Genomic DNA, 23,483 nt, shown 5'->3' on the forward strand with positions numbered 1-23,483 from the left:
CCGGTCTCAGCAGGGCCGCCGCCAGGCATCCAGCTTCAGGTGCTCGGCCGTCGAGCTGAAGCCCAGTGCCTCGGTCCGGCGGCAGAACTGCGCCGTCGTCAGGTTGTACTCGACGTGCGGCACCGGCTTGCCCGCCCTGACGAACGGGCTCAGCCGCGCGCACTCGCCGAACTCGGCGCAACTCTCGTCCACCGCGAAGTCGAACCTCCCCACCGGCTGCGGGACCTGCTCCAGGTCGTTCTTCAGCGCCGCCGCCGGCCCGCGCTCGTGCGCCAGGGCGGCGATCACCCGGTTGTGGCGGAGCCGGTCGGCGCCGGTCAGCGGGAAGCCGGTCCGGTCGGTGCAGCCGTCCAGCAGATCGGGCTCGACCGCGTCGAAACCCTTCTTCCGGCACCTGTCGAAGCGCGCCGCCATCAGCGGTTCCGACAGGTCGATCCGCCGGCGAGCACGGTGAGGACGGCGTGGAACACCGGACGGCGACGCATGGCAGAACCCCCTCGGACGGCTCGGCGCGGCAGCGGACGAGGGCCCGGCAGACCCCGCGCACGGCACGGCCCGCTCCCCCCGAAGAGGCACGCTACAGCCCGGTGCTCCCCGGCCGCCGCCCAATACACTGATCAGGTCGTACGAATTTTCGTACTCCGTCCCCGCAGACCATCGCCCGCTCTCGTACCACCCCATCCGTGCGACCGTGCCCCTGGAGGACACCCTGTGACCCAGCAGACCACCGAGACCGCCCGCAGCCTCGGCCTCAAGGGGGCGGCCAACGCCCGCGACCTCGGTGGCTACCGGACCCGGGACGGCCGCACCGTCCGCCACGGCGTCGCGCTGCGCGCCGACGCCATGAACCGGACCACCGAGCAGGACCAGGCGGTCCTGGCCGCCAGCGGCCTGCGCAGAGTCGTCGACCTGCGCAGCCTGGACGAGGTCCGCGAGGCCGGCGCCGACCGAATCCTCGGCCTGGCCGTCGCCGAGCTCGACGGCAGCGGCGATGCCGCGGTGCTCGCCCCGATACCCTCGGCCGAAGCCGGCGGCCCGACCCTGCACCACGTGCCGATCTTCGCCGCCGACTTCGACATCTACATCGCCATGCGCGAGGCCCTCGCCGACCGCGACGCCGACCGGCAGCGGGCCGTCCTCGGCGACGGCAAGGCCGAGCAGATGATGATCGGCCTGTACCGCTGGTTCGTCACCTCGCCCGTCGCCCGTGAGCGCTTCGCCACCGTGCTGCGCCTGCTCGCCGCCCCCGACGGCGTGCCGATGCTCTTCCACTGCTCGGCCGGCAAGGACCGCACCGGCTGGGTCGCCGCCCTGGCGCTCACCGCCCTCGGCGTCGACCGCGAGACGGTCTTCGAGGACTACCTGCTCACCAACGAGCGCTCCGCCGCGCTGATCGAGCACATCGTGGACAGCTTCGGCACCCGAGGCCTGATGAAGGAGCCCAGCCTGCTGCTCCCGGTCTTCCTGGCCGAGCGCACCTACCTGGAGACCGCCTTCGCCGAGGTCGAGGCCGGCTGGCCGTCCTTCGCGGACTTCTGGCGGGACGGCCTGGGCCTCGACGACGACGTCCTGGACGGTCTGCGGCGCAACCTCCTCACCGACTGACGCGCGACCGGCGCACCTGCTGGCGCACCGACCGGCGCGCCGCCGCGCCGGGCCGGTCAGCTCTCGCTGATCAGCCCGGCGCGCAGCTGGGTCAGCGTCTTGGTCAGCAGCCGGGAGACGTGCATCTGGGAGATGCCGATCTCCTCACCGATCTGCGACTGCGTCAGATTGCCGAAGAACCGCAGCATGATGATCCGCCGCTCCCGCGGCGGCAGCTTGGCCAGCAGCGGCTTGAGCGACTCGCGGTACTCGACCCCCTCCAGCGCCAGGTCCTCGTAGCCGAGCCGGTCCGCCAGCGGGCCCTCGCCCTCCTCCTCGCCGGGCGTGGAGTCCAGCGAGCTCGCGGTGTACGCGTTCCCCACCGCCAGGCCCTCGACCACGTCTTCCTCGCTGACGCCGAGGAAGACGGCCAACTCGGCCACGGTGGGGGAGCGGTCGAGCTTCTGGGAGAGCTCGTCGCCCGCCTTGGTCAGCGCCAGCCGCAGCTCCTGCAGGCGCCTGGGCACCCGGACCGACCAGCTGGTGTCCCGGAAGAACCGCTTGATCTCGCCGACCACCGTCGGCATCGCGAACGTCGGGAACTCCACCCCGCGCTCCGGGTCGAACCGGTCGATCGCCTTGATCAGGCCGATGGTGCCGACCTGGACGATGTCCTCCATCGGCTCGTTGCGGCTGCGGAACCGCGCCGAGGCGTACCGCACCAACGGCAGGTTGAGCTCGATCAGGGTGTCCCGGACGTAGGTGTGCTCGTCGCTGCCCGGCTCCAGGGTGGCCAGCCGGTGGAACAGCGAACGGGAGAGCGTCCGGGTGTCCAGCGCCCTGTTCTCGGGCGCGGCGGACACCGACTCCGGCGCCGGCTCGGATGTGACCACCGCCTCGGACACCGGCGGCGTATGGCTCTGTTGCACGGGAAACTCGGCGACTGTTGTCGTGCCCTGGATCTCGGCAGCGCCCAGCTCTGCGGACATGCACCCACCCCCTCGTGACTGACTGTACAACGGGCACTACCGAGCGGCAGTTCCCGGCTGGACGGCCCTCCAGCTCCATACCGGAACATGTGTCTCGGCAAACCCGACCGTCGCAAGATGTCACGCCGCAGTAACGCGCAGCAACCCCCCGACCGGGATCGGTTCACTCCTCCCAGGAGTTTCCGGTCCGCAGCCGGGTCAGGATTCTCGACAGTAGCCGGGAGACGTGCATCTGGGACATGCCGAGCTCGGTGGAGATCTGGGACTGCGTCAGATTGGCGAAGAATCGCAGCATGATGATCCGCCGCTCCCGCTCGGGGAGTTGGACCAGCAGGTGGCGGACCATGTCCCGGTGCTCGACATCGGCCAGCGCGGAGTCCTCGTAGCCGAGCCGGTCCAGCAGGGCCAGGCCGCCCTCGTGCTCCTGGGCGGCCTCCAGTGAGGCGGCGTTGTAGGCCCGCCCGGCGTCCAGGCAGGCCCGGACGTCCTCCTCGGGGATGCGCAGGTTGGCGGCGATCTCGGGCACCTTGGGCGCCCGGCCGTGCACCACCGTCAGCTCCTCCATGGCGCCGCTGACCTGGACCCACAGCTCCTGCAGGCGGCGCGGTACGTGCATGGTGCGGACGTTGTCCCGAAAGTAGCGCTTGATCTCGCCGAGGATGGTCGGCAGCGCGTACGTCGGGAACTGCACCCCCCGGGTCGGGTCGAAGCGGTCGATCGCGTTGATCAGGCCGATGGTGCCGACCTGGACGATGTCCTCCATCGGCTCGTTGCGGCTGCGGAACCGGGTCGCGGCGTAGCGCACCAGGGGAATGTTGATCTCGATCAGCGCGGCCCGCACCCGCTCCCGCTCCGGAGCGTCCGGCGACAGTTCGGTCAACCGCTCGAACAGGACCCGGGTCAGCGTCCTGACGTCGACCGAGCTGCGTCCGGTGCCCGACCGGCCGCCGGGGGGCCCGGGTGGCCCTTCTTCGCCGGCCTCCGGCGCGCTGTCCTGGGTCCGCACGGAACGTCACCCCTCCCTTGATCGACTATTCCGGTCCGAGCCACTGCCGCGCGGTCCTTGGGTCGTCCTCACCACCTCGCCAGGTCCGGCAAAACCGGTCATAGCATCACAAGTCGTGCGCAGTCCGGGCAAGCACCGCATTCGGGCGTGTTGGCGGATTGTTGCCCGCAGTGCCCGCACGCAGAGGCCCCCTGGCTCGCCGGGAGCCAGGGGGCCGGGGGGTCGTGCGGGTACGACCGGTCGTGCTGTCGGTGCGTCAGACCTCGATGTCGGCGATCACCCAGGTGGCGAACTCGCGCCACTGCGCGGCCGCGGCCTGGTGCGCCTCGTGGGTGAGGTAGGACTGCAGGGCGTCGCGGTCCGCGACCAGGCTGTTGATCGCGTAGTCGAACGCGATGTCGCGCTCGGTGATGTTCCAGCCGCACTGCCACTCGCGCAGCTCGGGGATCAGCGGACCGAGCTCCTCGAAGGCCTTGGTGCCGGCGAGGACGCGCTCGTCGTCCTTGCTGACGCCTTCGTTGAGCTTGAAGAGGACCAGGTGCCGGATCACAGTGCCGCTCCTAGCGGTCGGGGGGTGGGGCGAACCCCGCCACCGTATCCGCCGCCGACCCGGGGCGGGCCGGTCGGGGCGCCGGTCAGTTCACCAGCCCCGTCATGAACGTCCCCACCGCCTTGGCGGCGTCCGAGATCCCCACGAACCCCGACTGCACCAGCTCCGCCGCCCTGGTGGGTGATGTGATGATCGTGTAGATCACGAAGATGAGCAGGAGGTACATGCCGATCTTCTTCGCCTGCGCCATAGCCCCGGCCTGCCTCCCTGCCATGGGCCGCCGGCCCTTCCCCGGGCGCCCCTCCGCTGCTGTTCGGCAGCTTATCCACCGGATGGCCGATCGGGTGAGTGGCGCGTTCACCCGACGGGACGAAGGTCCCGCTGACAGGGGCCTTTCTCCGGATGCCCCTGTCCGATCCGTGCAGCACGATGGATGGTGTACCGAGGGTCTGGCAGGAATCCGAGGTGCATGGATCCGGAGCTCCCCGCTGTGGGACCGGGCGCCGCGGCTTCCCCCCCCGACGCGGTGCCGGTTGTGGGACCTCCGCCGGGGGAGCGGCCTCGTCCCCCCGGAGACCGCTCCCCCTCCGAGAGACCGGCATCGGTCGCGAAACGGCTCCGCACTCCCCGGGTCATGGTGGTACATACCCGGCGAGTGCGGAGCCGTTCTCACGCCGGTCCCCGGCCGGTCCGGCCGGCGGGAGTGGCTCCGGTGTCGACGGGGCCCGCTCAGGCGTTGGGGACGCCCTGGCCGTGCACCTGGTCCCAGGCCTCGGACACGTAGCGCTCGCGCTCGATCAGGCTCAGCGCGGGGAAGTACTCCTTGAGTCGCTCCACCACGACCTGCTCGGGCTCGTTGCACTCGTGCAGCAGGAATGCGGCCTTGTGAACGATCTGGCTCTCCATAGCGGGTTCCTCCCATGTGCACGCCCGCCCTGTGCCGACGATGCGGGGATCAGCATAGATCCCCTGCATGTACGACAAAGGGCCCGGACTGTCACAGTCCGGACCCTTTGTCACTTCATGGCGGTAGCGGTGGGATTCGAACCCACGGTGGAGTTGCCCCCACACACGCTTTCGAGGCGTGCTCCTTTGGCCGCTCGGACACGCTACCGAGGGGAACTCTACCGGACGGTCCCGGCGGGAACGAAATCCGTATCGCGGAGCCCTCAGCGCTGGGTGTCGAAGAAGGCGCGCAGCTGTTCGGCGCAGTCCTCGGCGAGGACGCCCCAGATGACCTCGGGGCGGTGGTTGAGGCGGCGGTCGCGGACCACGTCGAAGAGCGAACCGGTCGCCCCGGCCTTCTCGTCGAGAGCGCCGTAGACCACCCGGTCGAGCCGGGAGAGCACGATGGCGCCCGCGCACATGGTGCAGGGCTCCAGGGTGACCACCAGCGTGCAACCGCTCAGCCGCCACTCCCCGACCTGCTCGGCGGCCTGCCGGATCGCCACCATCTCGGCGTGCGCGGTCGGATCGCCGATCGCCTCGCGCTCGTTGTGCCCGCGCCCGATGACCGTCCCGTCGGGTCCGAACACGAGCGCCCCGACCGGTACGTCGCCGGTGGCGGTGGCCAGTGCGGCCTCGGCGATGGCGAGGCGCATCCGGTCCGTCCAGCGGTCGCGTACCGGGTCGGGGCGTACGGGGGCCGGGAGAGGAGCGATCTGCATGGCACCAGTGTCGGACACCGGCGGCACGGTTACCGCACCGCCTCCAGGACCTCGCCGCAGCCGAGCGCCTCGGCGATCTCGGACAGCGCGTCGCCGGGGACGGCGCCCTCGCCGCTGAGGCCGAGCAGCTCGCCGGAGGCGATCCCGAGGTCGGCCAGCAGCTCGCAGTCGCCGAGCGGGCCGACCGGCACCCCGCCGGACCCTGCGGCGCCCTGGTCGTCGTCCTCCTCCTCTTCCTCCTCCTGGCCCGCGGCCTCGCTCTCGGCGCTCTCGTCGTCCAGCTCCGCCACCAGGGTGTCGAAGTCGTCGTCGAAGTCGCTGTCGCCGACCCGGTCCACCAGCTCGTCGGTGAGCACCGAGCCGTACGAGCTACGGGCCGCGGCGGCACCGTCGGAGACGAAGATCCGCGGGTCGTCCTCGCCATCCACCCGGATGACGGCGAACCACGCGTCTTCCTGTTCGATGAAGACCAGGACGCTGTCGTCGTCCTGGGCGGCCTCGCGGGCCAGATCGGCCAGATCGGCCAGGGTCTCGACCTCGTCTAGTTCTGTCTCGCTCACATCCCACCCGCCATCGGTGCGAGCAAGCACTGCAGCGAAGTACGCCACCGGGGACACTCCCAAGATTGGTCTCGGCTGTAGGCGATCTCGGGCGAACGCGGCCTGGCCGCCCCCGCGCCAGAGGCGGTCCGCTGTTCGGACCGTCCCTCCGGCATCGTGACAGAAAGGCTGCCGCTGCGGGGGGTGTTCGGCAGCGCGTCTTCGCAGGTCGTGTCGGAATGGTCGGCCGAGGACCGCGGGATCGGAGCAGTCACCGTCAGATCCGGAAGGTTCGCATCCGCATGGCCTCGCGCATCCGGCGCTCCTTCGTGCGCCGGGGCTGCACCCGCTCGCGCAGCTCGCGTGCCTCGGTGAGCTCGCGCAGAAAGACGGCGCGTCGTCTACGACGCTCCGACGGGGTCTCGGGGGCGGCCTTGGACTCGTCTGTCGAGCCGGGCCCGGTCTCCGGGTTGCTCTTCATATGGTCCGCCTTCCCAGAAGTGTTCGGTTGATACCACGGGAAAGGTCTCGGTTCGGACATTGGTGGCGCTTTGTGGCGGGTCGTACGTATGTGCCGAAGCCCGTTATCGTCGGACCATGCGTCTCCACGTCGTCGACCACCCGCTGGTCGCCCACAAGCTCTCCACCCTGCGCGACGAGCGCACCGACTCCCCGACCTTCCGGCGGCTGACCGACGAGCTGGTCACCCTGCTCGCCTACGAGGCCACCCGGGACGTCCGTACCGACCAGGTGGAGATCACCACCCCGGTTGCCGTCACCACCGGCACCCGGCTGAGCTACCCGCGACCGCTGGTGGTGCCGATCCTGCGCGCCGGGCTCGGCATGCTGGACGGTATGACCCGGCTGCTGCCGACCGCCGAGGTCGGCTTCCTCGGCATGGTCCGCAACGAGGAGACCCTGGAGGCGTCCACCTACGCCACCCGGATGCCGGACGACCTCTCCGGTCGCCAGGTCTACGTCCTCGACCCGATGCTGGCCACCGGCGGCACGCTGGTCGCGGCGATCCGGATGCTGATCGATCGGGGCGCCACCGATGTCACCGCCGTGGTGCTGCTGGCCGCGCCGGAGGGCGTCGAGGTCATGGAGAAGGAGCTGGCCGGCCTGCCCGTCACCGTGGTGACGGCCGCCGTCGACGAGCGCCTCAACGAGAACGGCTACATCGTGCCGGGCCTCGGCGACGCGGGTGACCGCCTCTACGGCACGGCGGGCTGAGTCCTCCGCCGACGTCCTCCGCCGACCGGAAGACCGCCGCCGCACCGAAGCCCGAAGGGCCGGCCGCACCACCCCGCGGGGAGAGGTGCGGCCGGCCCTCGGCCGTTCGGTCGGTCAGCAGCTGCCCGGGGAGGGGGACGGGGACGGCTTGGTCGCGACTTCGAGGGCGGCGGCGGCCTGGGCCGGCTCCAGCAGGGCGGCGTAGGTGTCGCCGATGACGAAGTCCACGGTGGCGTCGGTCCGGCTGTCCGTGGTGGCGGTGGAACCGGCGGCCTGGGCGCCGAGCAGGGTGGCCGCGCCCATCCCGGCCGGGCCGCTGATCACCTCGACGGTGCCGGGCAGCTTCCGGTCCAGCGCGGTCGGCGCGTTGCCGACCTTGCCGATGGTGAAGCCGCGCTTCTTCAGCTCGTCCGCCGTGCGGGCGGCCAGGCCGGACTTGTCGGTGGCGTTGTAGACGTTCACCGTGACGGCCTGCGGCTGCGGGACGGCGGTACTGGTCGCGGCGGGGCTCGCCGGGCTGCTCGCGGGACTCGCGGCCGCGCCCGAGGGAGAGCCGGAGGCGGCGGGCGAACCGGAGGCGGCAGGGGAGCCCGAGGCGGCGGGCGAACCGGAGACGGCGGCCGGTGCGGCGAGGGCCTTCCCGTTCGCCGAGGGCGAGGCGCAGGCCTGGGCGCCGGCCGACCTGTTCTTACCGGTGAAGATCCCCACCAGCTGGACGCCGCCGAGCGCGATCAGGGCGAGCGCGAGCACCGCGCCGATCACGGCCAGTACCTTGCGGCTCTTGCGGGGCGGACGCCCGAGGCGGGGATAGGAGTTACCGGTGATCCGGTACTGCTTCCCCTTCAACCCCTGCGGAGTCAACATGCTCACAGTCAGTCTCCCCCTCGTGCCAGGGCAGGCTCGTTGATGGGTGCGGCCAGCGACGGATCCGTATTCAGCAGATTAGTGCCAGAGTCGCTGCGAAGTACTAAATGATCATCACCTGGAGTACGAGGGCACTCGAAAGGATGTACCGGGGCCCCGAGCGCTCGCCATCTGCGGATGACTGATGATCAGGACGCGCGTGAGCGCCGTTCGGTTCGCGTCCGATCCCCGGGCTCTGCCGAGGCCGGTCGAGGTCAGTCCATTTCGAGCACGCGGGCGTGCAGCACCTGGCGCTGCTGCAGGGCGGCCCGCACCGCGCGGTGCAGCCCGTCCTCCAGGTAGAGGTCGCCGCGCCACTTCACCACGTGGGCGAACAGGTCCCCGTAGAAGGTGGAGTCCTCGGCCAGCAGGGTTTCGAGGTCCAGCTGCCCCTTGGTGGTCACCAGCTGGTCCAGCCGCACCGGACGTGGCGCGACGTCCGCCCACTGGCGGGTGCTGATCCGGCCGTGATCCGGGTACGGCCGACCGTTGCCGATGCGCTTGAAGATCACACGGAAAGCCTACCGTCACGCCGCCCGGGGGCGCAGCAAGCGCGGCGCGGCCCTGCGGGCCGGAGTGGGAGGGGATTTGATGGTCTATGCCCGCTTTTGTCTTCTCAGCTGCCGTCTTTTCGTCGCTCCGTGCCGCCCGGGAGGCCGCAGACATGACCGCCGAGAACTCGTCCGCCGCCGGGTCGTCCGGTCTGCCTGCCGCAGTCCGGCAGATCGCCGACGGCTACGCCTTCACCGGGCCCGCCCTCGACCTCGGTGCGGTGCTCCAGGGCGGTACCGCGTACCCCGGGGCGCAGGTCAGGATCCCGCTCGCGGTGCTCAACCGGCACGGGCTGGTCGCGGGCGCGACCGGGACCGGCAAGACCAAGACCCTCCAGTTGATCGCCGAGCAGCTCTCGGCCCAGGACGTCCCGGTCTTCCTCGCCGACATCAAGGGGGACGTCTCCGGCATCAGTGCCCCCGGAGTCCCGAGCGGGCGGGTGGCCGGACGGGCGGCCGAGGTCGGACAGGACTGGACCCCGCAGGGCTGCCCCGGGGCGCGCCGACACCGGTCGCGGCCACCCGGCTGCGGGCACCGCAGTCGCTGATGGGTCCGATCGACGCCGCCGTGCTGCAGGAGGCGGTGGACGCCTCGCCGCTGACCGCGCGCTACCGGGACGCGGTCGACCGCGAGTCGGCGTACGAGAAGCTGGCGGCCCGGGCCGAGCAGGCCCGACGGGAGGCCCAACCGCCGGAGGAGCCGGGGCCGGCCCCGGAGCGGCGGCGGGAACCGGCCGGGCGGGAGGTCGGGCGGCAGCAGGAGGTCGGGGGACTGCTCGGGGCGCTGCTCAGCAATCCGACGGTGAAGTCGCTGGCGCGCTCGGCCGGCACCCAGCTGGGGCGGGAGATCTCACGCAGCATCTTCGGCACCTCGAAACGGCGCAGATGAGTGGCAAGGGCCGGGGCACGGCAGCGCCCGGGTGCCGTGGTGGGCACCCGGGCGGCGGGAGGTCCAGGGGGGTGGGCCGGTCCGTCCGTCAGGCGGCGAGCTTGCCGGCCTCGACCAGGGCGCGCAGGGCGGTCTTCTGGGTGTAGACCAGCAGGCCGACGGTCAGCGCGGCCATCACCGCGGCGAACAGGACGTGCACCAGGGCCGAGGTGAGGGCCACGCCGATCACGCTGAGCAGGACGTGGCTGCCGATGCGCAGGCCGAGCAGCAGGAAGGCGACCTTGCGGGTGCCCTTGCCGCGCCAGAGCATCTTCGCCAGCTTGAGCCGCTTGCGCATCATGGTGAGCGAGACGGTGATGTTGACCGCGAACAGGACCACCAGCGCGGGCCAGGCCCCGGGGAAGGCGTGCAGGATGTCGAACGCGCCGGCCAGGACGCCCTCGAAGCCGAAGAACCAGGCGGGCAGCTGCATCTCGGCGACGGTCGGCAGCGGCTCGGCCTCGGGCAGCGGCTCGGCGGCCGCGGGGTCGGCGGCGGTGCCGAGCTGCTCGGCGTCGGTCTGCGGCAGGGCGGTGGCGGCGGTGCTGCTCATGGTGTGGTCCCCCGAGGCTGTGATCCCGGCCTCGCGTCGTTCGCCCCGCCGGTGACCATGATTCTGCCGTGCGGCGGGCGGTGTACGACAGGTCGCCGGATCACCGGATCGGCATGACGGATGTCACTGGTCAGCCGTGCAGGGCCCGGCCGATCCGGTCCATCGAGGACAGGCGCATCAGCCCGTAGTTGTAGAACTCGACTTCGGGGACGCCGAGTTCACGCAGTACGTCGATCTTGGCGGCCAGGTTGGCCGGGCCGTCGCAGTCCTCGGCCATCGGGCGGAGGATCACCGCCATGGATTCGGGCCGCACCCCGTGCAGCGCGAACGCGGCGACCTTCTCGCGGACGGCCTCCGGGGTCCTCGCGTAGCCGAGCGTCTCGATCTGGTGTGCCGCCCCGGCGAGGGCGGGCAGATCGATCCCCGACAGCCAGCCCTTTCCCGGGCCGGCGGCGTCCATGAAGCTCAGCCGCATGCCGTGCCGGTCCGCCGCCTCGGCCACCTCGGCGGCCAGCGAGGTGACCGAGCGGGCGGCTGCGTCGAGGTAGGCCGCCAGGGCGCCGTCGGCCAGCTCGTCCAGCGCGGCGGGCTCGGCGGCCCGGCGCTCGTCCGCGAGCCGGCCGCGCAGTTCGTCCTGCACGGCCCGCCGGACCTCGGCCGCCGGAACGCCCGCCGAGGCCGCGGCGGCCTGGCAGTGCGGGCAGAAGCAGATGCCGAGCAGGGCCTCCGCGACCGGCCCCAGCTCCTCGAAGTACCGCTCGTGGTGGTAGCCGTGGCGCAGGCCGTGGAAGTGCAGCGACTCGGCGCGGATCGCCTCCACGCCGTACCGGGCGAACTCGGCCACCAGGGTGGTGGCGTACTCGCGGACCTCCGGGTTGGCCGGGCACAGCTCGGTCAGGTGGCGGTCGCCGAAGGCGTTGGCCGGGGCGGTGTCCGGGTGGCTGAAGCCGAGGCGGTCGTTGTGGCAGAAGACCGTCCAGGCGTGCAGCCTGAGGCCGCGCCGCTGCGCCTCTTCGGCGGCCTCGGCGAACGGGTCGCGCTCGCCGATCGCGGTGGCGGGGGTGGGGACGAGGCGCCGTCCGGCCCAGCGGGCCGGGTCCGGGCGGAAGTACGCGGCGCCGGGCTCCAGGTAGCGGACCACCCGGCGCGGGTTGTGCGGGAAGACGTCGCGGGCCTGGTGGTAGACCGAGGCGAGGGTGACGCCGCCGACCCCGGCCCGGTCGGTGAGGTTGCCGAAGAAGGTGTCGGCGCCCTCGTCGATCAGATCGGTGGCGAAGGCGAGGACGGACGACTCCACGGGGCGGCTCCGGGCGGACGGTGCGGTGCGGACGGGCTGTCACGCTAGCCGGACGGTCGGGTATTGGTCTATACCTGGCGGGCGTCCGAGGGTGTCCGGGTGGCCGGCAGGCGGCGGCTCAGAGGCCCAGGTCGTCGAGCTCCTTGAGCAGCTGGGCGCGGTCCGGGTCGGTGCTCCGGGTGGGTGTGCCGGGCGTGGTGGGCGTGGCGCCGGCCGCGGGCGTGACGGCGGCGGCCGGGGCGGCGGTGGCGGTGCGGTCGCGGAAGATCCAGGCGCCCGCCAGGCCGCCGACCAGGCCGCCCAGGTGGCCCAGCCAGCTGACGCCCGGGGTGCCGGGGACGGCGGTGGTGAGGATGTAGGCGAAGGAGGCACCCATCACCAGGCCGATCAGGCTGTCGATCAGGTTGCGGTCGAACAGGCCGCGCAGGACGACGTAGCCGAAGTAGCCGAAGATCACCCCGCTGGCACCGACCGTCACCACCTGATCGCGCTCGAACACCCAGACCGCCGCGCCGCTGGTCAGCGCGACCAGCAGGGTGAGCGCGAGGAACTTCTTCACCCCGCGGTACGCGGCGAGGAAGCCGAAGACGAAGAGCGGGCCGGAATTGCCTTCCAGGTGCTGCCAGTTGACGTGCAGGAAGGGGGCGATGAGGATGTCGGCGAGGCGGCCCGGGCGCTGGGCCGCGATGCCGTAGTCGACGGTGAGCCGGTAGTCGTCGGCCCAGTTGGCGATCTGTATCACCCAGACCGCGCAGAGCAGGGCGAACATCACGAAGAACGCCCGCCGTGCCTCGGCGATCATCCGGGCGGGGTCAAGTGCAGGGGAGCTGTCCGTGGCCATGCCTCCGACTCTACGGCCGCCTCCTACACTGCTGCGTGGTTGATTCACTGCCCCGCCGGTTGAAGAAGGTGCTGCGATGAGCGTCCGTCCGCCCCTGCCGTACGAATTCCTGCCCCAGGTACCGTCGTTCGAGCTGACCAGCCGTGATCTGACGGACGGCGACACGCTCGCCGACGCCTTCGTCTACTCCGGTGGCAACCAGTCGCCGCAGCTCTCCTGGTCGGGTGCCCCCGCCGGGACCCAGAGCTACGCCGTCACCTGCTACGACCCCGACGCGCCGACCGGCAGCGGCTGGTGGCACTGGCTGGCCGTGAACCTGCCCGCCGACACCACCGAACTGCCGCGCGGCGCGGGGGCCTCCGACGACACCCTGCCCGGCAAGGCGTCCTTCCACGGCCGCAACGACTTCCCCGGCCACAAGTACGACGGTGCGGCCCCGCCGCCCGGCCCGGCCCACCGGTACGTCTTCGCGGTCCACGCGCTGGACGTCCCGGCCCTCGACGTCACCCCGGACACCCCGGCGTCGGCGATCGGCTTCAACATCACCTTCCACACCGTCGCGCGGGCCCTGATCACCGGCGAGTACGCCTCCTGAGGCCGCCGCCCGGCCGCCCCGGATTCCGTATTCGCCATTCGGAATTCGAATTCGGGACGGCCGGGAATTCGACCGGTCCGGGATATCGGAATCCGCGGGAAGTGCTCGGCAGTGTCCGGGCAGGTCCGGCGAAGTACACTGTCGGCGCCGAGCAGCACTACCGAGGAAGTCACAGCCGCCATGTCACTGACCGGGAAGCACATTCTGTCCAGCGATCTCTTCGATCGGGACGAACTGGAGCGGCTCTTCGAACTCGCCGACGTCCTGGTTCCGGTGGCCCGGGGCGAGCAGGTGACCCGGGTGCTGGAGGGGGCGGTGATGGCCAGCCTGTTCTTCGAGGCGAGCACCCGCACCCGGCTGAGCTGCGAGACCGCGTTCCTGCGGCTCGGCGGCGCCGTGACCAGCACCACCGGCTCCGAGGTGACCTCGATCTCCAAGGGCGAGTCGCTGGCCGACACCGCCCGGGTGGTCAGCGGCTACTGCGACCTGGTGGTCATGCGGCACCCCGAGGTCAGCTCGATCCACGAGTTCGCGGCGGCCACCAACGTCCCGCTGATCAACGCGGGCAACGGTGCCGGGGAGCACCCGACCCAGGCACTGCTCGACATGTTCACCCTGCACCGCGAGTTCGGCCGCCTCGGCAAGAGCATGGACGGCCGCCGGATCGCCCTGGTCGGCGACCTGCGCCACGGTCGTACCGTGCACTCCCTGATGAAGCTGATCTCCCGGTACGAGAACCTGACCATCGCCTGCGTCTCCCCGGCCGAGCTGCGGATGCCGCAGGAACTGGTCGAGCTGGCCGTGCGCCGGGGCCACCGGGTCGAGGAGACCGAGCAGCCGGGCAGCGGCCTCAAGGACGCCGACCTGGTCTACGCGACCCGGCTGCAGACCGAGCGTTTCGCGGACAAGCCGCTCCCCTACAGCGACGAGTTCCGGATCGACCGCGAGCTGGTCGACCGGGTCTGCCTCGACGACACGGTGATCATGCACCCGCTGCCGCGCGACAGCCGTCCGGGCGCCAACGACCTGAGCACCGACCTGAACCGGGACCCGCGGCTGGCGATCTTCCGGCAGACCGACGCCGGTATCCCGATGCGGATGGCACTGTTCGCCTCGGTGCTCGGCGTGGACCGGGAGGTGCGTACGGCGATGCGTCCCTCGACCTGGTACCGCCCCGAGTACATCGGGCCGGACGACGCTCCGTTCTACCGGAACTCCGGTCGCTGACCGGCGAGTTCGAAGCCGGGCCGGGCGTGGCGGTGGCGCCGTCGCCGGGTGCGCTGCGGTGGGTCAGCCCGGCTCGGCCGTCGGATCACCGGCGGTCGTGCCGTCCTCGTCCCCGTCGTCCTGGGGCGGGGCCTCCTCCATGAGGCGTTCGGCGATGTCGTCGACCCAGGACTGCGCCCAGGCGCGCAGCCCGGCCCGGTCGTCCTCGCCGAGGCCGTACGCCGCGAACTCGCGGTCGTCGATCCAGTCCGCCCTGGCGAGCCGGGCCTGGAGTTCGGTGAGGTCGAACTCGCCCCGGGCGTGCCGGCGTCCGAGCTCCTCCAGCTCGGGGTGGCTCCACCGGTCCGCGGCCGCGTGCACGTCGATCAGGTCGCGGGCCAGGCCCCGGTCGGCCAGCGCGCGGACCCTGGTGCCGACCACGTCCTCGAGTGCCAGCACCGGGCCGTACCCGGTCTGCACCGGAGGGCGCCAGAACACCTCCTTGAGCAGCTCGATCTCGCTCCCCTCCGCGCTCACCGGGTCCGACACGGAGAGCCGGGCCGACACCGCGCCGCACTCCAACTGCCGCACCGTCCACCCGACCCCGGCCAGCCCCGCGCCGATCTCCGCCGCGATCTCCGCCATCGGCACCGGGCTCTCGGTGGCCACCCCCAGGGCCTGCGCCGGCCGCTCGACCAGCCCGTGCACCAGGACCGCGCAGCCGCCGCCGAGCGCGAACGCGTACGGTGCGCCGACCGCCAACACGTCGGAGAGCAGCAGCTCGTGCACCGGGCTGAGCCTCATGCCGCGCGCTCCGCGGGGAGCGGGCACAGGATGGAACGGTGATACGCGATCATGTCGTTTCCTCATGTCTCCGGTCGGTCGGTCACGACGCCGAGGCGGACGTGCTGGAGATCGAGTTCGTGAGCGGTGCCGTCTACCGGTACACGGCGGTGCCTCGGCGGGTCCACCGGGAGCTGCTCGGCGCGTCCAGCCTGGGCGGGTACTTCAACCGGGAGATCCGGGGCCGTTACGCGTACCGGAGGTCGGCCTGACCCGACCGGGTCACGCCTTCTTCCGAGCGGCGGCCGATGTTTTCGCGGTGGTCTTCTTCGCGGCCGGGGCTGCCTTGGCCTCCTTGGCCTCCTTCGCCTCCCGCTTGGCCTGCTGCTTGTGGGCACGGACCTTGTCCAGCGACTCCGGCCCGGTGATGTCCGCCACCGAGCGGTAGCTGCCGGCCTCGCCGTACAGGCCCGCAGCCTCGCGCCAGCCGTCCGGCGTCACACCGAACTGCTTGCCCAGCAGCGCGAGGAAGATCTGGGCCTTCTGCTTGCCGAAGCCGGGCAGTGCGGTGAGCCGGTCGAGCAGTTCCCGGCCGGACGCCGCATCGCGCCAGACGGCCTGCGCGTCACCGCCGTAGTGCTCCACCAGGTACTGGCAGAGCTGCTGGATCCGCTTGGCCATCGACCCCGGGTAGCGGTGCACGGCGGGCTTCGCGGAGAGCAGGGCGGTGAAGGCCTCCGGGTCGTACGCGGCGATCCGGTGCGGGTCCAGGTCGTCCTCGCCGAGCCGCTGCGCGATCGTGTACGGACCGGAGAACGCCCACTCCATGGGGACCTGCTGGTCCAGCAGCATCCCGACCAGTGCGGCGAGCGGGCTGCGGCCGAGCAGTTCGTCGGCCTCGGGCTGCTGCGCGAGCCGAATGGTGTTGTTCATGCCCGCAATTCTCCCCGCCCCCGCCCGGCCCGCCCACGCTCAACACGCGACCTCGGCGAACGCTCGGCCGCCGGGTCCGGTTCCTGCCGTGCGGGACTCCGCAGTATGACGGTCATCACACCTGTCCCGGGTAACCGAGGTGCGGCCCTCATCACGTCCCTGTAATAGGGGGAGCCTGTCCCCACGAGCGAATCGGAGACCGGACTGTGCGTGCTCACCCAGGTGGCGGGACCAAGGAGGAGAAGCCCGGACGGCGGGGGCGGTGGCTGAAGCGGCTGAGTCGGCTGGACTACCCGCGCCGGGGCCGGAGCGGGGTCCGCCGCTGGCTGCCGTCGCGGCGGCAGGTGCTCCTGCTGCTGGCCACCGGGCTCGCCGCGCTGACCGGGTTCCTGACCTGGTTCTACGTGACCACCCAGGTGCCGGACGACCTGAACGCCTTCGCCACCCAGCAGAACAACGTCTACTACTGGGCCGACGGGACCGAGATGGCGCGCATCGGGGAGGTCAACCGGCAGGAGGTCCCGCTCGGGCAGGTTCCGGAGTCGGTGCAGTGGGCCGTCCTGGCCGCCGAGAACGAGACGTTCTACTCGGATCCCGGGGTCTCCTTCACGGGCATCGGCCGCGCGATCTACCGGATGGGTTCGGGCGGTGACACCCAGGGCGGCTCGACCATCACCCAGCAGTACGTCAAGAACATCTACCTGAACCAGCGCCAGGACGTCTCCCGCAAGCTCAGCGAGATCGTCATCGCGGTCAAGCTGGACCAGCGGATGAGCAAGCAGGACATCCTGGCCGGCTATCTGAACACCAGCTGGTTCGGACGCGGCAGCTACGGCATCGAGCGGGCCGCCGCGGCGTACTACGGCAAGGACGTCTCACAGCTCAACCCGAGCGAAGGGGCGTTCCTGGCGGCCCTGTTGAAGGGTGCGGGGCAGTTCGATCCGACGATCAGCCCGGAGAACCGCCAGCGGGCCGTGGAGCGGTGGTCCTGGATCCTGAACCGGATGGTGAAGGTCGGGAAGCTCCCCGCGGCCGAGCGCGCCAAGTACACGGAGTTCCCGGAGCCCAAGCCGGTGCCGAAGTCGGCCGGGATGAGCGGCCAGGTCGGGTACCTGGTGGACATGGCCAGGGCCTACGTGGAGAGCCACACCGACATCACGGCCGCCCAGTTCGACCTCGGCGGCCACCAGATCTACACCACCTTCGAGAAGCCGAAGGTCGCCGCGCTGAACGCCGCCGTGCAGGACGCCACCAAGAACATCGACCCCGATCAGCGCACCGCCGACCAGTTCGTCCGGGTCGGTGCCGCCTCGGTCGCGCCCGACGGCCGGATCGTCGCGCTGTACGGCGGACCCGACTACCTGAAGCAGGGCTTCAACAGCGCCAACACCTCGAACGTGCCGATCGGTTCGGCCTTCACCCCGCTGGTGTACGCCGCCGGGCTCGGCCAGGGCGTGCAGCGCGAGCGCGACGGCAGCCGGAGCCCGGTGCTCCCGACCACCACCTACAACGGCAACGACGGCGTGAACGTGATGACCCCGGAGGGGCCGTACTGGGGGCGGGACGGGAAGATCGTGAAGACCGCCAACGACCCCAAGCGGGACTGGGGTTCGATCAGCCTGCGGACCGCCGTCGAGCAGTCCGTCAACGGACCGATGACGCAGCTCGGCATGGACGTCGGCCTGGACCGGGTGCAGAAGACCGCCACCGACCTGGGCCTGCTGCCGGACAGCATGGGCGAGATGGTGCCCTCCTACGCGGTCGGCAACTCCACCCCGAGTGCGGTCAGGGCCGCCGACGCCTACGCGGCCTTCGACGGCGGCGGCCGGCACACGGACCCGTACTCGGTGCTCAAGATCACCCGGAACGGCGCGCCGATCGCGCTGCGCCTGCCGGCCGCCGCCCAGGCGCTGACGCCGAAGGTCGCCGGTGACGTCGACACGGCGCTCAAGGGCGCGGTCCGTACCGGGAGCGCCAAGGCGGCCGCCGCGGCCGGTCCCGGGATGGCCGGGAAGCCCGGGACCACCATGGACCGCACCGCGGGCTGGTTCGTCGGCTACAACGGCCAGCTGTCCACGGCCGTCACGCTCTTCCGGACGGACCTGAAGGACCTGAAGCTGCTCTCGCTGGAGGGGGTCGGCGGCGCGAGCCCGGAGACCCCGGACTCCGCGCTGCCGACCCAGGTCTGGACCTCGTACATGAAGGCGGTCGGCGGCGGGCGGTGACCGCGGGGGAGCAGCCGCTGCCCGGGGCGAGGACCGCTCGGGCAGCGGCTGCTTGACCAGCGGCTGCTTGGGGCAGGGGCTGGTTGGCAGTGGCTACTTGGTGAGGCGCGACCAGTCGGCGGGCTGCCCCGGGTCCAGCTGGCGCAGCTTGTCGAGCACCTTCGGGTCCTGGACGTCCAGCCAGTCGGCGAGCTGGCGGAAGGACACGCAGCGGACGCCGTCCCGCTTGCAGACGCTCTTCATCACGTCCTCGATGGCCTGCATGTAGATGCCGCCGTTCCAGGTCTCGAAGTGGTTCCCGATGAAGAGCGGCGCCCGGCTGCCGTTGTAGACCCGCTCGAAGCCGTTGAGGTAGCCGTCGCGGGTCTCCTTCTCCCAGGCGGCGTACTTCTTCGGGTCGCCCTGGGTGTTGTCACCGGACTGGTTGGCGAGGAAGTTGAAGTCCATCGACAGGACCTGGACCGGCTTGTTGGGGTAGGGCAGCAGCTGGAGCGGGAAGTTCCAGATGCCGTCCTTCTTCGTGGGCCAGACCTGGAGTTCGCCCGGAGAGCTGGCGTCGTAGCGCCAGCCCGCTGCCTTCTCGGCGGGGAGCAGGGTCTTCTGGCCCTCCAGGCAGGGGGCGCGGCCGCCGACCAGCTCCTTGGTGTAGTCGAACGGCAGCGGCGGGATGTCCTTGAAGCCGGTGTTGGTCTTCCAGTTGGTCACGAAGGAGACCGCCTGGTCGAGCTCGCTCTGCCACTCCTGGGTGCTCCAGTCGCCGCCGCCCTTGGCGCCGCAGAAGTGGCCGTTGAAGTGGGTGCCGATCTCGTCCCCGTCCAGCCACGCCTGGCGCACCTGCTCCAGGGTCTCCTTGATGTGGGGCTCCGTGGGGAAGTCGATGGCGGCACTGCCGACATCGTGCTGCGGCGGGTGGTAGAGCGCCCGCTTGGAGTTCGGCACCGTGTAGATGCCGCTCAGGAAGAACGTCATCTGGGCGTTGTTCTGCTCACCCAGTTCGCGGAAGCGGGAGAACAGGTGGTCGTCGTTCTCCAGCGCGCCGTCCCAGGAGAACACCACGAACTGCGGCGGCTTCTCACCGGGCTTCAGCTTCTCGGGCTTGGGCTGCTTGGGCTGCGGCCCGGTGTCGGAGGTCGAACCGTCGCCGAGCACCTTCACCTTGCCGTCCCAGCTCGGCGACGGGCTCGGGCCGCCGGACGGGGTCGCCCCCGGGTTCGGGGGAGCCGCATCCGCCGCAGTCGGTCTGTCCGGTGAGCCGGAGCCCCCTGTGGCCAGGGCAAGGGCCGCTACGACCCCCACTGCAAGCAGAATGGCCGCGCCGCGAGCAGTCCGCACCGTCGCCCCCGTTTCCCCGAATGACGGTCAGATGATGTTCGGAAATTCAGTCTTACAGTGGAATTATGAGAACACTTCGACTGTTATGTGTCGAGGCGGCAACAGAGAGGCGGGCGGGAGACGACCGGCGGACGTACGGGTTCAGGTCATTCGTACGGATCCCGTGGTTCCGGAATCCGGGTCACCTGGGCAGCCGTCAGTGCCGGGATCGTGTCGTCCTGAGCCGTCCGGCCGTCCGGCTGCCAGACGCCGACCACCTCCACCCAACTGCCGGGCGGCGGAGCCTGGGTGGCGCTGCCCCGGATCTCCACCTTGGAGGTCAGCGCGTCGGCGGCGCAGCAGCTGATGGTCAGCCTGGTCAGGTACCAGCCGCCGCCCTTCCTGGACGTGGCGAAGCCGACGAGCTTCACCCGGCGGCCCCGCAGCGGCGCGGCGGTGTCCCAGACCGCGCGGACGTCGAACGAGGCCAGCGTCATGCTCAGCGGGTCCCCGGCCGGCAGCGGCGGGAACGTCGGCTCGGTACCGGCGGGCTTGACCGTGGTGCTCTCCGACCGCTGCGCGGTGTACGAGCCCAGGGCCGGGGGCGCGATCAGCACGATGGCCAGCACCGGGAGCATCAGCAGCCAGGCGATCCGGGGGCCGCCGTGGTGGCTGTGACCGTGGTGCTCGTCGGGGGCTGCCTGGTGGTCGGGGTGGTCGGGGTGGTTGCTCTCTGCGGGGTCGGGGTTGGAGTCGGTGCGCAGGGCCCGTACGGTCGCGATCGCGCTCGCCACGCCGAGCAGCACCAGCACCACCCCGGTCGCGACCAGGTACGGCTGCAGCGCCGCCCGGACGTACCTGAGGTAGCTGTCGCTGAAGAGCGAGATGCGCAGCAGTGCGGTACCCAGCAGCACCAGCAGGATCGCCTGGACCTCGCGCCTCACAGCAGCCACCACCCGAGCAGTGTCGAGGTGGCCACCGCGACCAGGAAGGTGGCGGCCGAGAACCGCCACGCGAACGCCCGCCCGAAGGTTCCGGCTTGGAGGGCGATGAGTTTGGTGTCCACCATCGGGCCCACCACCATGAAGGCCAGCCGGGCGGCGGGCGGGAAGACGCTGAGACTGGCGGCGACGAAGGCGTCCGCCTCCGAGCAGACCGCCAGCACCACCGCGAGCAGCGCGAGGACCAGGACGGACACCCCGGGTACGCCGGCCGCGCCCTTCAGCACGTCGCGGGGGACCAGCACGTTGAGGGTGGCCGCCGTGATCCCCCCGATCACCAGGAACCCGCCCGCGTGCAGCAGGTCGTGCTCCAGGGTCGAGCGGAACACCGCGAACCGGCCGGACTCCGACGGCACTTCGCGCCGGGTCCGGGGCCGGAGCCACTCCGGCCGTCCGAACCGAGCCCAGAGCAGCCCCATGACCACCGCCGTCGCCAGCGAGGCGAGGAACCGGGCCAGCACCATCTCCGGATGCCCCCGGAAGGCGACCGCGGTCGCGGCGAGCACCACCGGGTTGATCGCGGGCGAGGAGAGCAGGAAGGCCAGCGCCGCCGCCGGGGCCACGCCGCGGGCGATCAGCCGGTCCGCCACCGGCACCGAGGCGCACTCGCAGCCCGGCAGCACCACCCCCGCCACGCCCGCGACCGGTACCGCGAGCAGTGGGTTGCGCGGCAGGGCCCGTTGCAGGAACGAGGCCGGGACGAAGGCCGCGATGACGGCCGAGAGCACCGTGCCGAACAGCAGGAACGGCAGCGCCTGGACACAGATCGCGACGAACACCGTGGTCCAGGCCTGCAGCCACGGGGGTCCGGTCCAGCCGCCCGAGAGCCGCTGGGCGAGCAGCAGTCCCGCCAGCCCGACGACCACCAGTTCCAGCGAGCCGACGCGCCGTCTGCCGCCTGCCGCCCGCGGTGCGGTCCCGCCTTCGGGCGGGTGCTCGGGCGGGTGCCCGGGCGCGACGGTCGGATCGGCAGCTCGGCTGTCCGGGGTAAGCACGCGCCGAGTTTAGAGGGGGAGTCCTTACGGTGATCGGCGGGGCTGCGGTGCAACGGCAGCCGTGCAGGTCCGGGGCGCGGGCAGCGGGTCCGGTCGAAGTGCCGGGTTGACGGGTCGGGTTGACGGGTCGGGTTGATCGGTCAGGTCGACGGGTCGGGTCGGGTCTGGGTGTCGGCACCGCGAATCCTGCGTACGGACGGGACCGCCAGGACGGCGGCGGCTGCCGCCAGTTGCCACAGGGCGCCGAAGCCGAGCACCGCCGAGGTACCGCTGTGGGCGGCGATCGGGCCGGCGAGTGCCAGGCCGACCGGGCCGAGGACGAATGCCCCCAGGGCCCCGAAGGAGTTGATCCGGGCCCGCACGTCGGGTGGGACGTTCTGCTGGGTCGTCGTGGTGAAGAGCGTGTCGACGACCGCGGCGGTGCCGCCCGCCAGCAGTGCGGCGAAGGCCGTCCAGAGCAGCGGCAGCCGGGCGGCCAGTGCCGCCGACGGCAGGGCCCAGCCCAGGGTGCCGAGCACGGCCACCACCAGGGGGCGGCGCGGCCGGCGGCCGAGCATGGCCAGTCCGCCGAGGACGGCCCCGGCGCCGTAGAGGGCCATGACCAGGCCCCAGGACCGCGCGCCGCCCAGGCGCTGCTGCGCGGTGAGGGGACCGAGGATCAGGAAGGGTGCCCAGACCAGCAGATTGAACAGCCCCATCTGGACCGTGGTGGTCCAGAGCCAGGTCCGCGAGCGGAACTCCGACCAGCCCGCCTTGAGTTCGGCCGGCACGGAGTGCCGTTCCGCCCCGGTCTCCGCCCTGCGCAGCGGAACGGTGAGCCGGGCCAGGGCCAGCGCGCCGACCGCGTAGGTGACCGCGTCCACGGTCAGTACCGAGGCGGGCCCCAGGGTGGCCGTGAGGATTCCGGCGACCGCAGGTCCGGCGACGGTGCTCGCCGATCTGGCCAGTCCCAGCAGCGTGTTGGCGTCGGCGAGACCGCGCTCGCGGCTGACCAGGTCCGGGATCAGCGCGCCCAGCGCGGGGAGGAAGAACCCCTCCCCGACACCCCAGACACCGACCAGCGCCACCATGGCCCACAGCGGCGGATGTCCCGCCATCAGGACGGCGGCGAACGCCGCCTGAGTGGCGAGCCGGAGCAGATCCGCCGCGAGCATCACGCGCTTGCCGCCCAGCCGGTCGGCGACCACCCCGCCCGCCAGCAGCACCAGCACGATCGGCAGGATCCTGGACGCCATCACCCAGCCGAGTTCGGAGCCGCCATCCCCGCTGTCGAGGACGGCGAAGGCCACCGCGACGGGCGCCATCGACGACCCGAACAGCGAGGTCGCGTAGCCGACGAAGAACCGGCGGAAGTCGCGTTCGGACAGCACTGACAACCGGTCCCGGAGGGTGGGTTTCGGCTCCCGGACCGGCTTCGTTTCCGTTGCCATGAGCGGCAGTCTGCCGTCGGTGCTCCGGGCGGCACAAGGTTTCCGGTGAAAAAGTTGAGCCTTTCGGAGGCAATTTCTCCGAGATGGGGAATTGCCGCAGTAAATAGCTGGTGGAAATACCTCTGACCAGTGATTGCCTCCCGATCGGATGGGACGCTGTGGTGTACTTCAGGCAGGTTTTTACTGCGGAAAAGGGGGATTGATGCAGCCGGTCGAATACTCGGTCGCCGTCGAGCGGTACCTCGCCGCCGCCGAGCTCGGCGAGGGCTCCCGACGGATCTACCGGATCGCCCTGACCAGCTGGGCCTGGCTGCTGGTGGAGCGAGGGGTCCCGGTCGGCCGCGAGCGGCGCCGGGCGCGGCC

At 71.4% G+C, this 23,483-nt stretch carries 27 protein-coding genes, 1 tRNA gene and 1 pseudogene; 8 read left to right on the top strand and 21 right to left on the bottom strand.

Translation table 11 applies throughout. The annotated features are described in order from the left end of the window. Positions 1-6: 6 nt before the first annotated feature. Positions 7-681: an endo alpha-1,4 polygalactosaminidase gene (locus UK12_RS44770; protein WP_082119732.1), complete on the bottom strand. Its 675-nt coding sequence runs from the start codon at positions 679-681 to the stop codon at positions 7-9. Positions 682-711: 30 nt separating this feature from the next. Between UK12_RS44770 and UK12_RS18340 the strand changes: the two genes are divergently transcribed. Then, complete coding sequence (locus UK12_RS18340) at positions 712-1,605, top strand: tyrosine-protein phosphatase (protein ID WP_045304100.1); 894 nt, start codon at positions 712-714, stop codon at positions 1,603-1,605. 56 nt (positions 1,606-1,661) lie between these two features. Here the strand turns inward: UK12_RS18340 and UK12_RS18345 are convergent, their stop codons facing one another. From UK12_RS18345 to UK12_RS18375, 9 genes are all read right to left on the bottom strand, one after another. Further along, positions 1,662-2,573, bottom strand: coding sequence for an RNA polymerase sigma factor SigF (locus UK12_RS18345; protein ID WP_045304101.1), 912 nt, complete (start codon positions 2,571-2,573; stop codon positions 1,662-1,664). A gap of 163 nt (positions 2,574-2,736) precedes the next feature. Continuing rightward, complete coding sequence (locus tag UK12_RS18350; RefSeq protein ID WP_082119728.1) at positions 2,737-3,579, bottom strand: RNA polymerase sigma factor SigF; 843 nt, start codon at positions 3,577-3,579, stop codon at positions 2,737-2,739. Between the two features lie 256 nt (positions 3,580-3,835). Continuing rightward, the gene (locus UK12_RS18355; RefSeq protein WP_045304102.1) at positions 3,836-4,129 is read right to left on the bottom strand and encodes a Dabb family protein; all 294 of its coding nucleotides are present in this window, start codon (positions 4,127-4,129) and stop codon (positions 3,836-3,838) included. 85 nt (positions 4,130-4,214) lie between these two features. Next, positions 4,215-4,403 (bottom strand): hypothetical protein, encoded by a 189-nt coding sequence (locus UK12_RS39805; RefSeq protein ID WP_156178796.1) that lies wholly within the window; start codon positions 4,401-4,403, stop codon positions 4,215-4,217. Positions 4,404-4,858: 455 nt separating this feature from the next. Then, positions 4,859-5,035: a hypothetical protein gene (locus UK12_RS41405; RefSeq protein ID WP_197084968.1), complete on the bottom strand. Its 177-nt coding sequence runs from the start codon at positions 5,033-5,035 to the stop codon at positions 4,859-4,861. A 118-nt stretch (positions 5,036-5,153) separates the two neighbouring features. After that, a tRNA-Ser gene (locus UK12_RS18360) sits at positions 5,154-5,243 on the bottom strand. 55 nt (positions 5,244-5,298) lie between these two features. Continuing rightward, positions 5,299-5,796, bottom strand: coding sequence for a tRNA adenosine(34) deaminase TadA (tadA, locus tag UK12_RS18365; protein WP_052681972.1), 498 nt, complete (start codon positions 5,794-5,796; stop codon positions 5,299-5,301). A 29-nt stretch (positions 5,797-5,825) separates the two neighbouring features. Continuing rightward, positions 5,826-6,413 (bottom strand): tRNA adenosine deaminase-associated protein, encoded by a 588-nt coding sequence (locus UK12_RS18370; protein ID WP_331386656.1) that lies wholly within the window; start codon positions 6,411-6,413, stop codon positions 5,826-5,828. A 199-nt stretch (positions 6,414-6,612) separates the two neighbouring features. Next, positions 6,613-6,816 (bottom strand): hypothetical protein, encoded by a 204-nt coding sequence (locus UK12_RS18375; protein ID WP_045304104.1) that lies wholly within the window; start codon positions 6,814-6,816, stop codon positions 6,613-6,615. A 116-nt stretch (positions 6,817-6,932) separates the two neighbouring features. Between UK12_RS18375 and upp the strand changes: the two genes are divergently transcribed. Beyond that, positions 6,933-7,568, top strand: a complete 636-nt coding sequence (gene upp / locus UK12_RS18380; RefSeq protein WP_045304105.1) for a uracil phosphoribosyltransferase — start codon at positions 6,933-6,935, stop codon at positions 7,566-7,568. Between the two features lie 114 nt (positions 7,569-7,682). Here upp and UK12_RS18385 read toward each other — a convergent pair whose 3' ends face one another. Beyond that, entirely contained in the window at positions 7,683-8,432 is a 750-nt protein-coding gene (locus UK12_RS18385; protein WP_063838282.1) for a LytR C-terminal domain-containing protein, read from the bottom strand. Between the two features lie 254 nt (positions 8,433-8,686). Next, positions 8,687-8,983, bottom strand: coding sequence for a type II toxin-antitoxin system VapB family antitoxin (locus UK12_RS18390; protein ID WP_045304107.1), 297 nt, complete (start codon positions 8,981-8,983; stop codon positions 8,687-8,689). A gap of 152 nt (positions 8,984-9,135) precedes the next feature. Here UK12_RS18390 and UK12_RS44775 point away from each other — a divergent pair. Beyond that, a pseudogene (locus tag UK12_RS44775) lies at positions 9,136-9,516 on the top strand (helicase HerA-like domain-containing protein); the annotation flags it as partial. A gap of 53 nt (positions 9,517-9,569) precedes the next feature. Beyond that, positions 9,570-9,911 carry a helicase HerA-like domain-containing protein gene (locus tag UK12_RS44780; protein ID WP_045304109.1) on the top strand — a complete coding sequence of 114 codons (342 nt, stop codon included), beginning with the start codon at positions 9,570-9,572 and terminating at the stop codon, positions 9,909-9,911. 88 nt (positions 9,912-9,999) lie between these two features. Here the strand turns inward: UK12_RS44780 and UK12_RS18405 are convergent, their stop codons facing one another. The 3 genes from UK12_RS18405 to UK12_RS44470 form a co-directional block, all read right to left on the bottom strand. Then, positions 10,000-10,503: a hypothetical protein gene (locus tag UK12_RS18405; protein ID WP_052681971.1), complete on the bottom strand. Its 504-nt coding sequence runs from the start codon at positions 10,501-10,503 to the stop codon at positions 10,000-10,002. Positions 10,504-10,633: 130 nt separating this feature from the next. Beyond that, positions 10,634-11,800 (bottom strand): hypothetical protein, encoded by a 1,167-nt coding sequence (locus tag UK12_RS18410; RefSeq protein ID WP_045304110.1) that lies wholly within the window; start codon positions 11,798-11,800, stop codon positions 10,634-10,636. 118 nt (positions 11,801-11,918) lie between these two features. After that, complete coding sequence (locus UK12_RS44470) at positions 11,919-12,641, bottom strand: rhomboid family intramembrane serine protease (protein ID WP_045304111.1); 723 nt, start codon at positions 12,639-12,641, stop codon at positions 11,919-11,921. Between the two features lie 76 nt (positions 12,642-12,717). Between UK12_RS44470 and UK12_RS18420 the strand changes: the two genes are divergently transcribed. Beyond that, positions 12,718-13,236, top strand: coding sequence for a YbhB/YbcL family Raf kinase inhibitor-like protein (locus tag UK12_RS18420; protein ID WP_045304112.1), 519 nt, complete (start codon positions 12,718-12,720; stop codon positions 13,234-13,236). A gap of 180 nt (positions 13,237-13,416) precedes the next feature. Then, positions 13,417-14,463, top strand: coding sequence for an aspartate carbamoyltransferase (pyrB, locus tag UK12_RS18425; RefSeq protein WP_045304113.1), 1,047 nt, complete (start codon positions 13,417-13,419; stop codon positions 14,461-14,463). Positions 14,464-14,526: 63 nt separating this feature from the next. Here the strand turns inward: pyrB and UK12_RS18430 are convergent, their stop codons facing one another. Then, positions 14,527-15,246, bottom strand: a complete 720-nt coding sequence (locus tag UK12_RS18430; protein ID WP_045304114.1) for a nucleotidyl transferase AbiEii/AbiGii toxin family protein — start codon at positions 15,244-15,246, stop codon at positions 14,527-14,529. A gap of 38 nt (positions 15,247-15,284) precedes the next feature. On the opposite strand from UK12_RS18430, the gene UK12_RS18435 reads away from it, so the two are divergent. Continuing rightward, complete coding sequence (locus UK12_RS18435; RefSeq protein ID WP_045304115.1) at positions 15,285-15,497, top strand: KTSC domain-containing protein; 213 nt, start codon at positions 15,285-15,287, stop codon at positions 15,495-15,497. 10 nt (positions 15,498-15,507) lie between these two features. On the opposite strand, the gene UK12_RS18440 is transcribed toward UK12_RS18435, so the two are convergent. Then, on the bottom strand, positions 15,508-16,158 hold the full coding sequence (locus UK12_RS18440) for an HhH-GPD-type base excision DNA repair protein (protein WP_045304116.1): 651 nt from the start codon (positions 16,156-16,158) through the stop codon (positions 15,508-15,510). A gap of 206 nt (positions 16,159-16,364) precedes the next feature. Here UK12_RS18440 and UK12_RS18445 point away from each other — a divergent pair, with 206 nt between their 5' ends. Beyond that, positions 16,365-18,383, top strand: coding sequence for a transglycosylase domain-containing protein (locus tag UK12_RS18445; protein WP_045304117.1), 2,019 nt, complete (start codon positions 16,365-16,367; stop codon positions 18,381-18,383). A gap of 93 nt (positions 18,384-18,476) precedes the next feature. Here the strand turns inward: UK12_RS18445 and UK12_RS18450 are convergent, their stop codons facing one another. The 4 genes from UK12_RS18450 to UK12_RS18465 all read right to left on the bottom strand — a co-directional run bounded on the left by UK12_RS18450 (position 18,477) and on the right by UK12_RS18465 (position 23,120). Continuing rightward, positions 18,477-19,538 carry a hypothetical protein gene (locus tag UK12_RS18450; RefSeq protein ID WP_231591280.1) on the bottom strand — a complete coding sequence of 354 codons (1,062 nt, stop codon included), beginning with the start codon at positions 19,536-19,538 and terminating at the stop codon, positions 18,477-18,479. Positions 19,539-19,861: 323 nt separating this feature from the next. Then, complete coding sequence (locus UK12_RS18455; protein WP_231591281.1) at positions 19,862-20,650, bottom strand: TIGR03943 family putative permease subunit; 789 nt, start codon at positions 20,648-20,650, stop codon at positions 19,862-19,864. Next, positions 20,635-21,570: a permease gene (locus UK12_RS18460; protein WP_063838283.1), complete on the bottom strand. Its 936-nt coding sequence runs from the start codon at positions 21,568-21,570 to the stop codon at positions 20,635-20,637. The genes UK12_RS18455 and UK12_RS18460 overlap by 16 nt, the downstream gene beginning before the upstream one ends. 260 nt (positions 21,571-21,830) lie before the next feature. After that, positions 21,831-23,120, bottom strand: coding sequence for an MFS transporter (locus UK12_RS18465; RefSeq protein WP_045304120.1), 1,290 nt, complete (start codon positions 23,118-23,120; stop codon positions 21,831-21,833). Between the last annotated feature and the right edge of the window lie 363 nt (positions 23,121-23,483).

This window comes from Saccharothrix sp. ST-888 (genome assembly GCF_000955975.1).
Classification (GTDB): domain Bacteria; phylum Actinomycetota; class Actinomycetes; order Streptomycetales; family Streptomycetaceae; genus Kitasatospora.

What these genes read in the sequence shown, in the direction of transcription:
- UK12_RS18440 (WP_045304116.1), bottom strand. Translation starts at nt 16,158, where the DNA reads ATGAACAACACCATTCGGCTCGCGCAGCAGCCCGAGGCCGACGAACTG.
- tadA (WP_052681972.1), bottom strand. Translation starts at nt 5,796, where the DNA reads ATGCAGATCGCTCCTCTCCCGGCCCCCGTACGCCCCGACCCGGTACGC.
- UK12_RS18385 (WP_063838282.1), bottom strand. Translation starts at nt 8,432, where the DNA reads ATGTTGACTCCGCAGGGGTTGAAGGGGAAGCAGTACCGGATCACCGGT.
- UK12_RS18345 (WP_045304101.1), bottom strand. Translation starts at nt 2,573, where the DNA reads ATGTCCGCAGAGCTGGGCGCTGCCGAGATCCAGGGCACGACAACAGTC.
- UK12_RS41405 (WP_197084968.1), bottom strand. Translation starts at nt 5,035, where the DNA reads ATGGAGAGCCAGATCGTTCACAAGGCCGCATTCCTGCTGCACGAGTGC.
- UK12_RS18405 (WP_052681971.1), bottom strand. Translation starts at nt 10,503, where the DNA reads ATGAGCAGCACCGCCGCCACCGCCCTGCCGCAGACCGACGCCGAGCAG.
- UK12_RS18420 (WP_045304112.1), top strand. Translation starts at nt 12,718, where the DNA reads ATGAGCGTCCGTCCGCCCCTGCCGTACGAATTCCTGCCCCAGGTACCG.
- UK12_RS18465 (WP_045304120.1), bottom strand. Translation starts at nt 23,120, where the DNA reads ATGGCAACGGAAACGAAGCCGGTCCGGGAGCCGAAACCCACCCTCCGG.
- UK12_RS39805 (WP_156178796.1), bottom strand. Translation starts at nt 4,403, where the DNA reads ATGGCAGGGAGGCAGGCCGGGGCTATGGCGCAGGCGAAGAAGATCGGC.
- pyrB (WP_045304113.1), top strand. Translation starts at nt 13,417, where the DNA reads ATGTCACTGACCGGGAAGCACATTCTGTCCAGCGATCTCTTCGATCGG.
- UK12_RS18430 (WP_045304114.1), bottom strand. Translation starts at nt 15,246, where the DNA reads ATGAGGCTCAGCCCGGTGCACGAGCTGCTGCTCTCCGACGTGTTGGCG.
- UK12_RS18375 (WP_045304104.1), bottom strand. Translation starts at nt 6,816, where the DNA reads ATGAAGAGCAACCCGGAGACCGGGCCCGGCTCGACAGACGAGTCCAAG.
- UK12_RS44770 (WP_082119732.1), bottom strand. Translation starts at nt 681, where the DNA reads ATGGGGTGGTACGAGAGCGGGCGATGGTCTGCGGGGACGGAGTACGAA.
- UK12_RS44780 (WP_045304109.1), top strand. Translation starts at nt 9,570, where the DNA reads ATGGGTCCGATCGACGCCGCCGTGCTGCAGGAGGCGGTGGACGCCTCG.
- UK12_RS44470 (WP_045304111.1), bottom strand. Translation starts at nt 12,641, where the DNA reads ATGGCCACGGACAGCTCCCCTGCACTTGACCCCGCCCGGATGATCGCC.
- upp (WP_045304105.1), top strand. Translation starts at nt 6,933, where the DNA reads ATGCGTCTCCACGTCGTCGACCACCCGCTGGTCGCCCACAAGCTCTCC.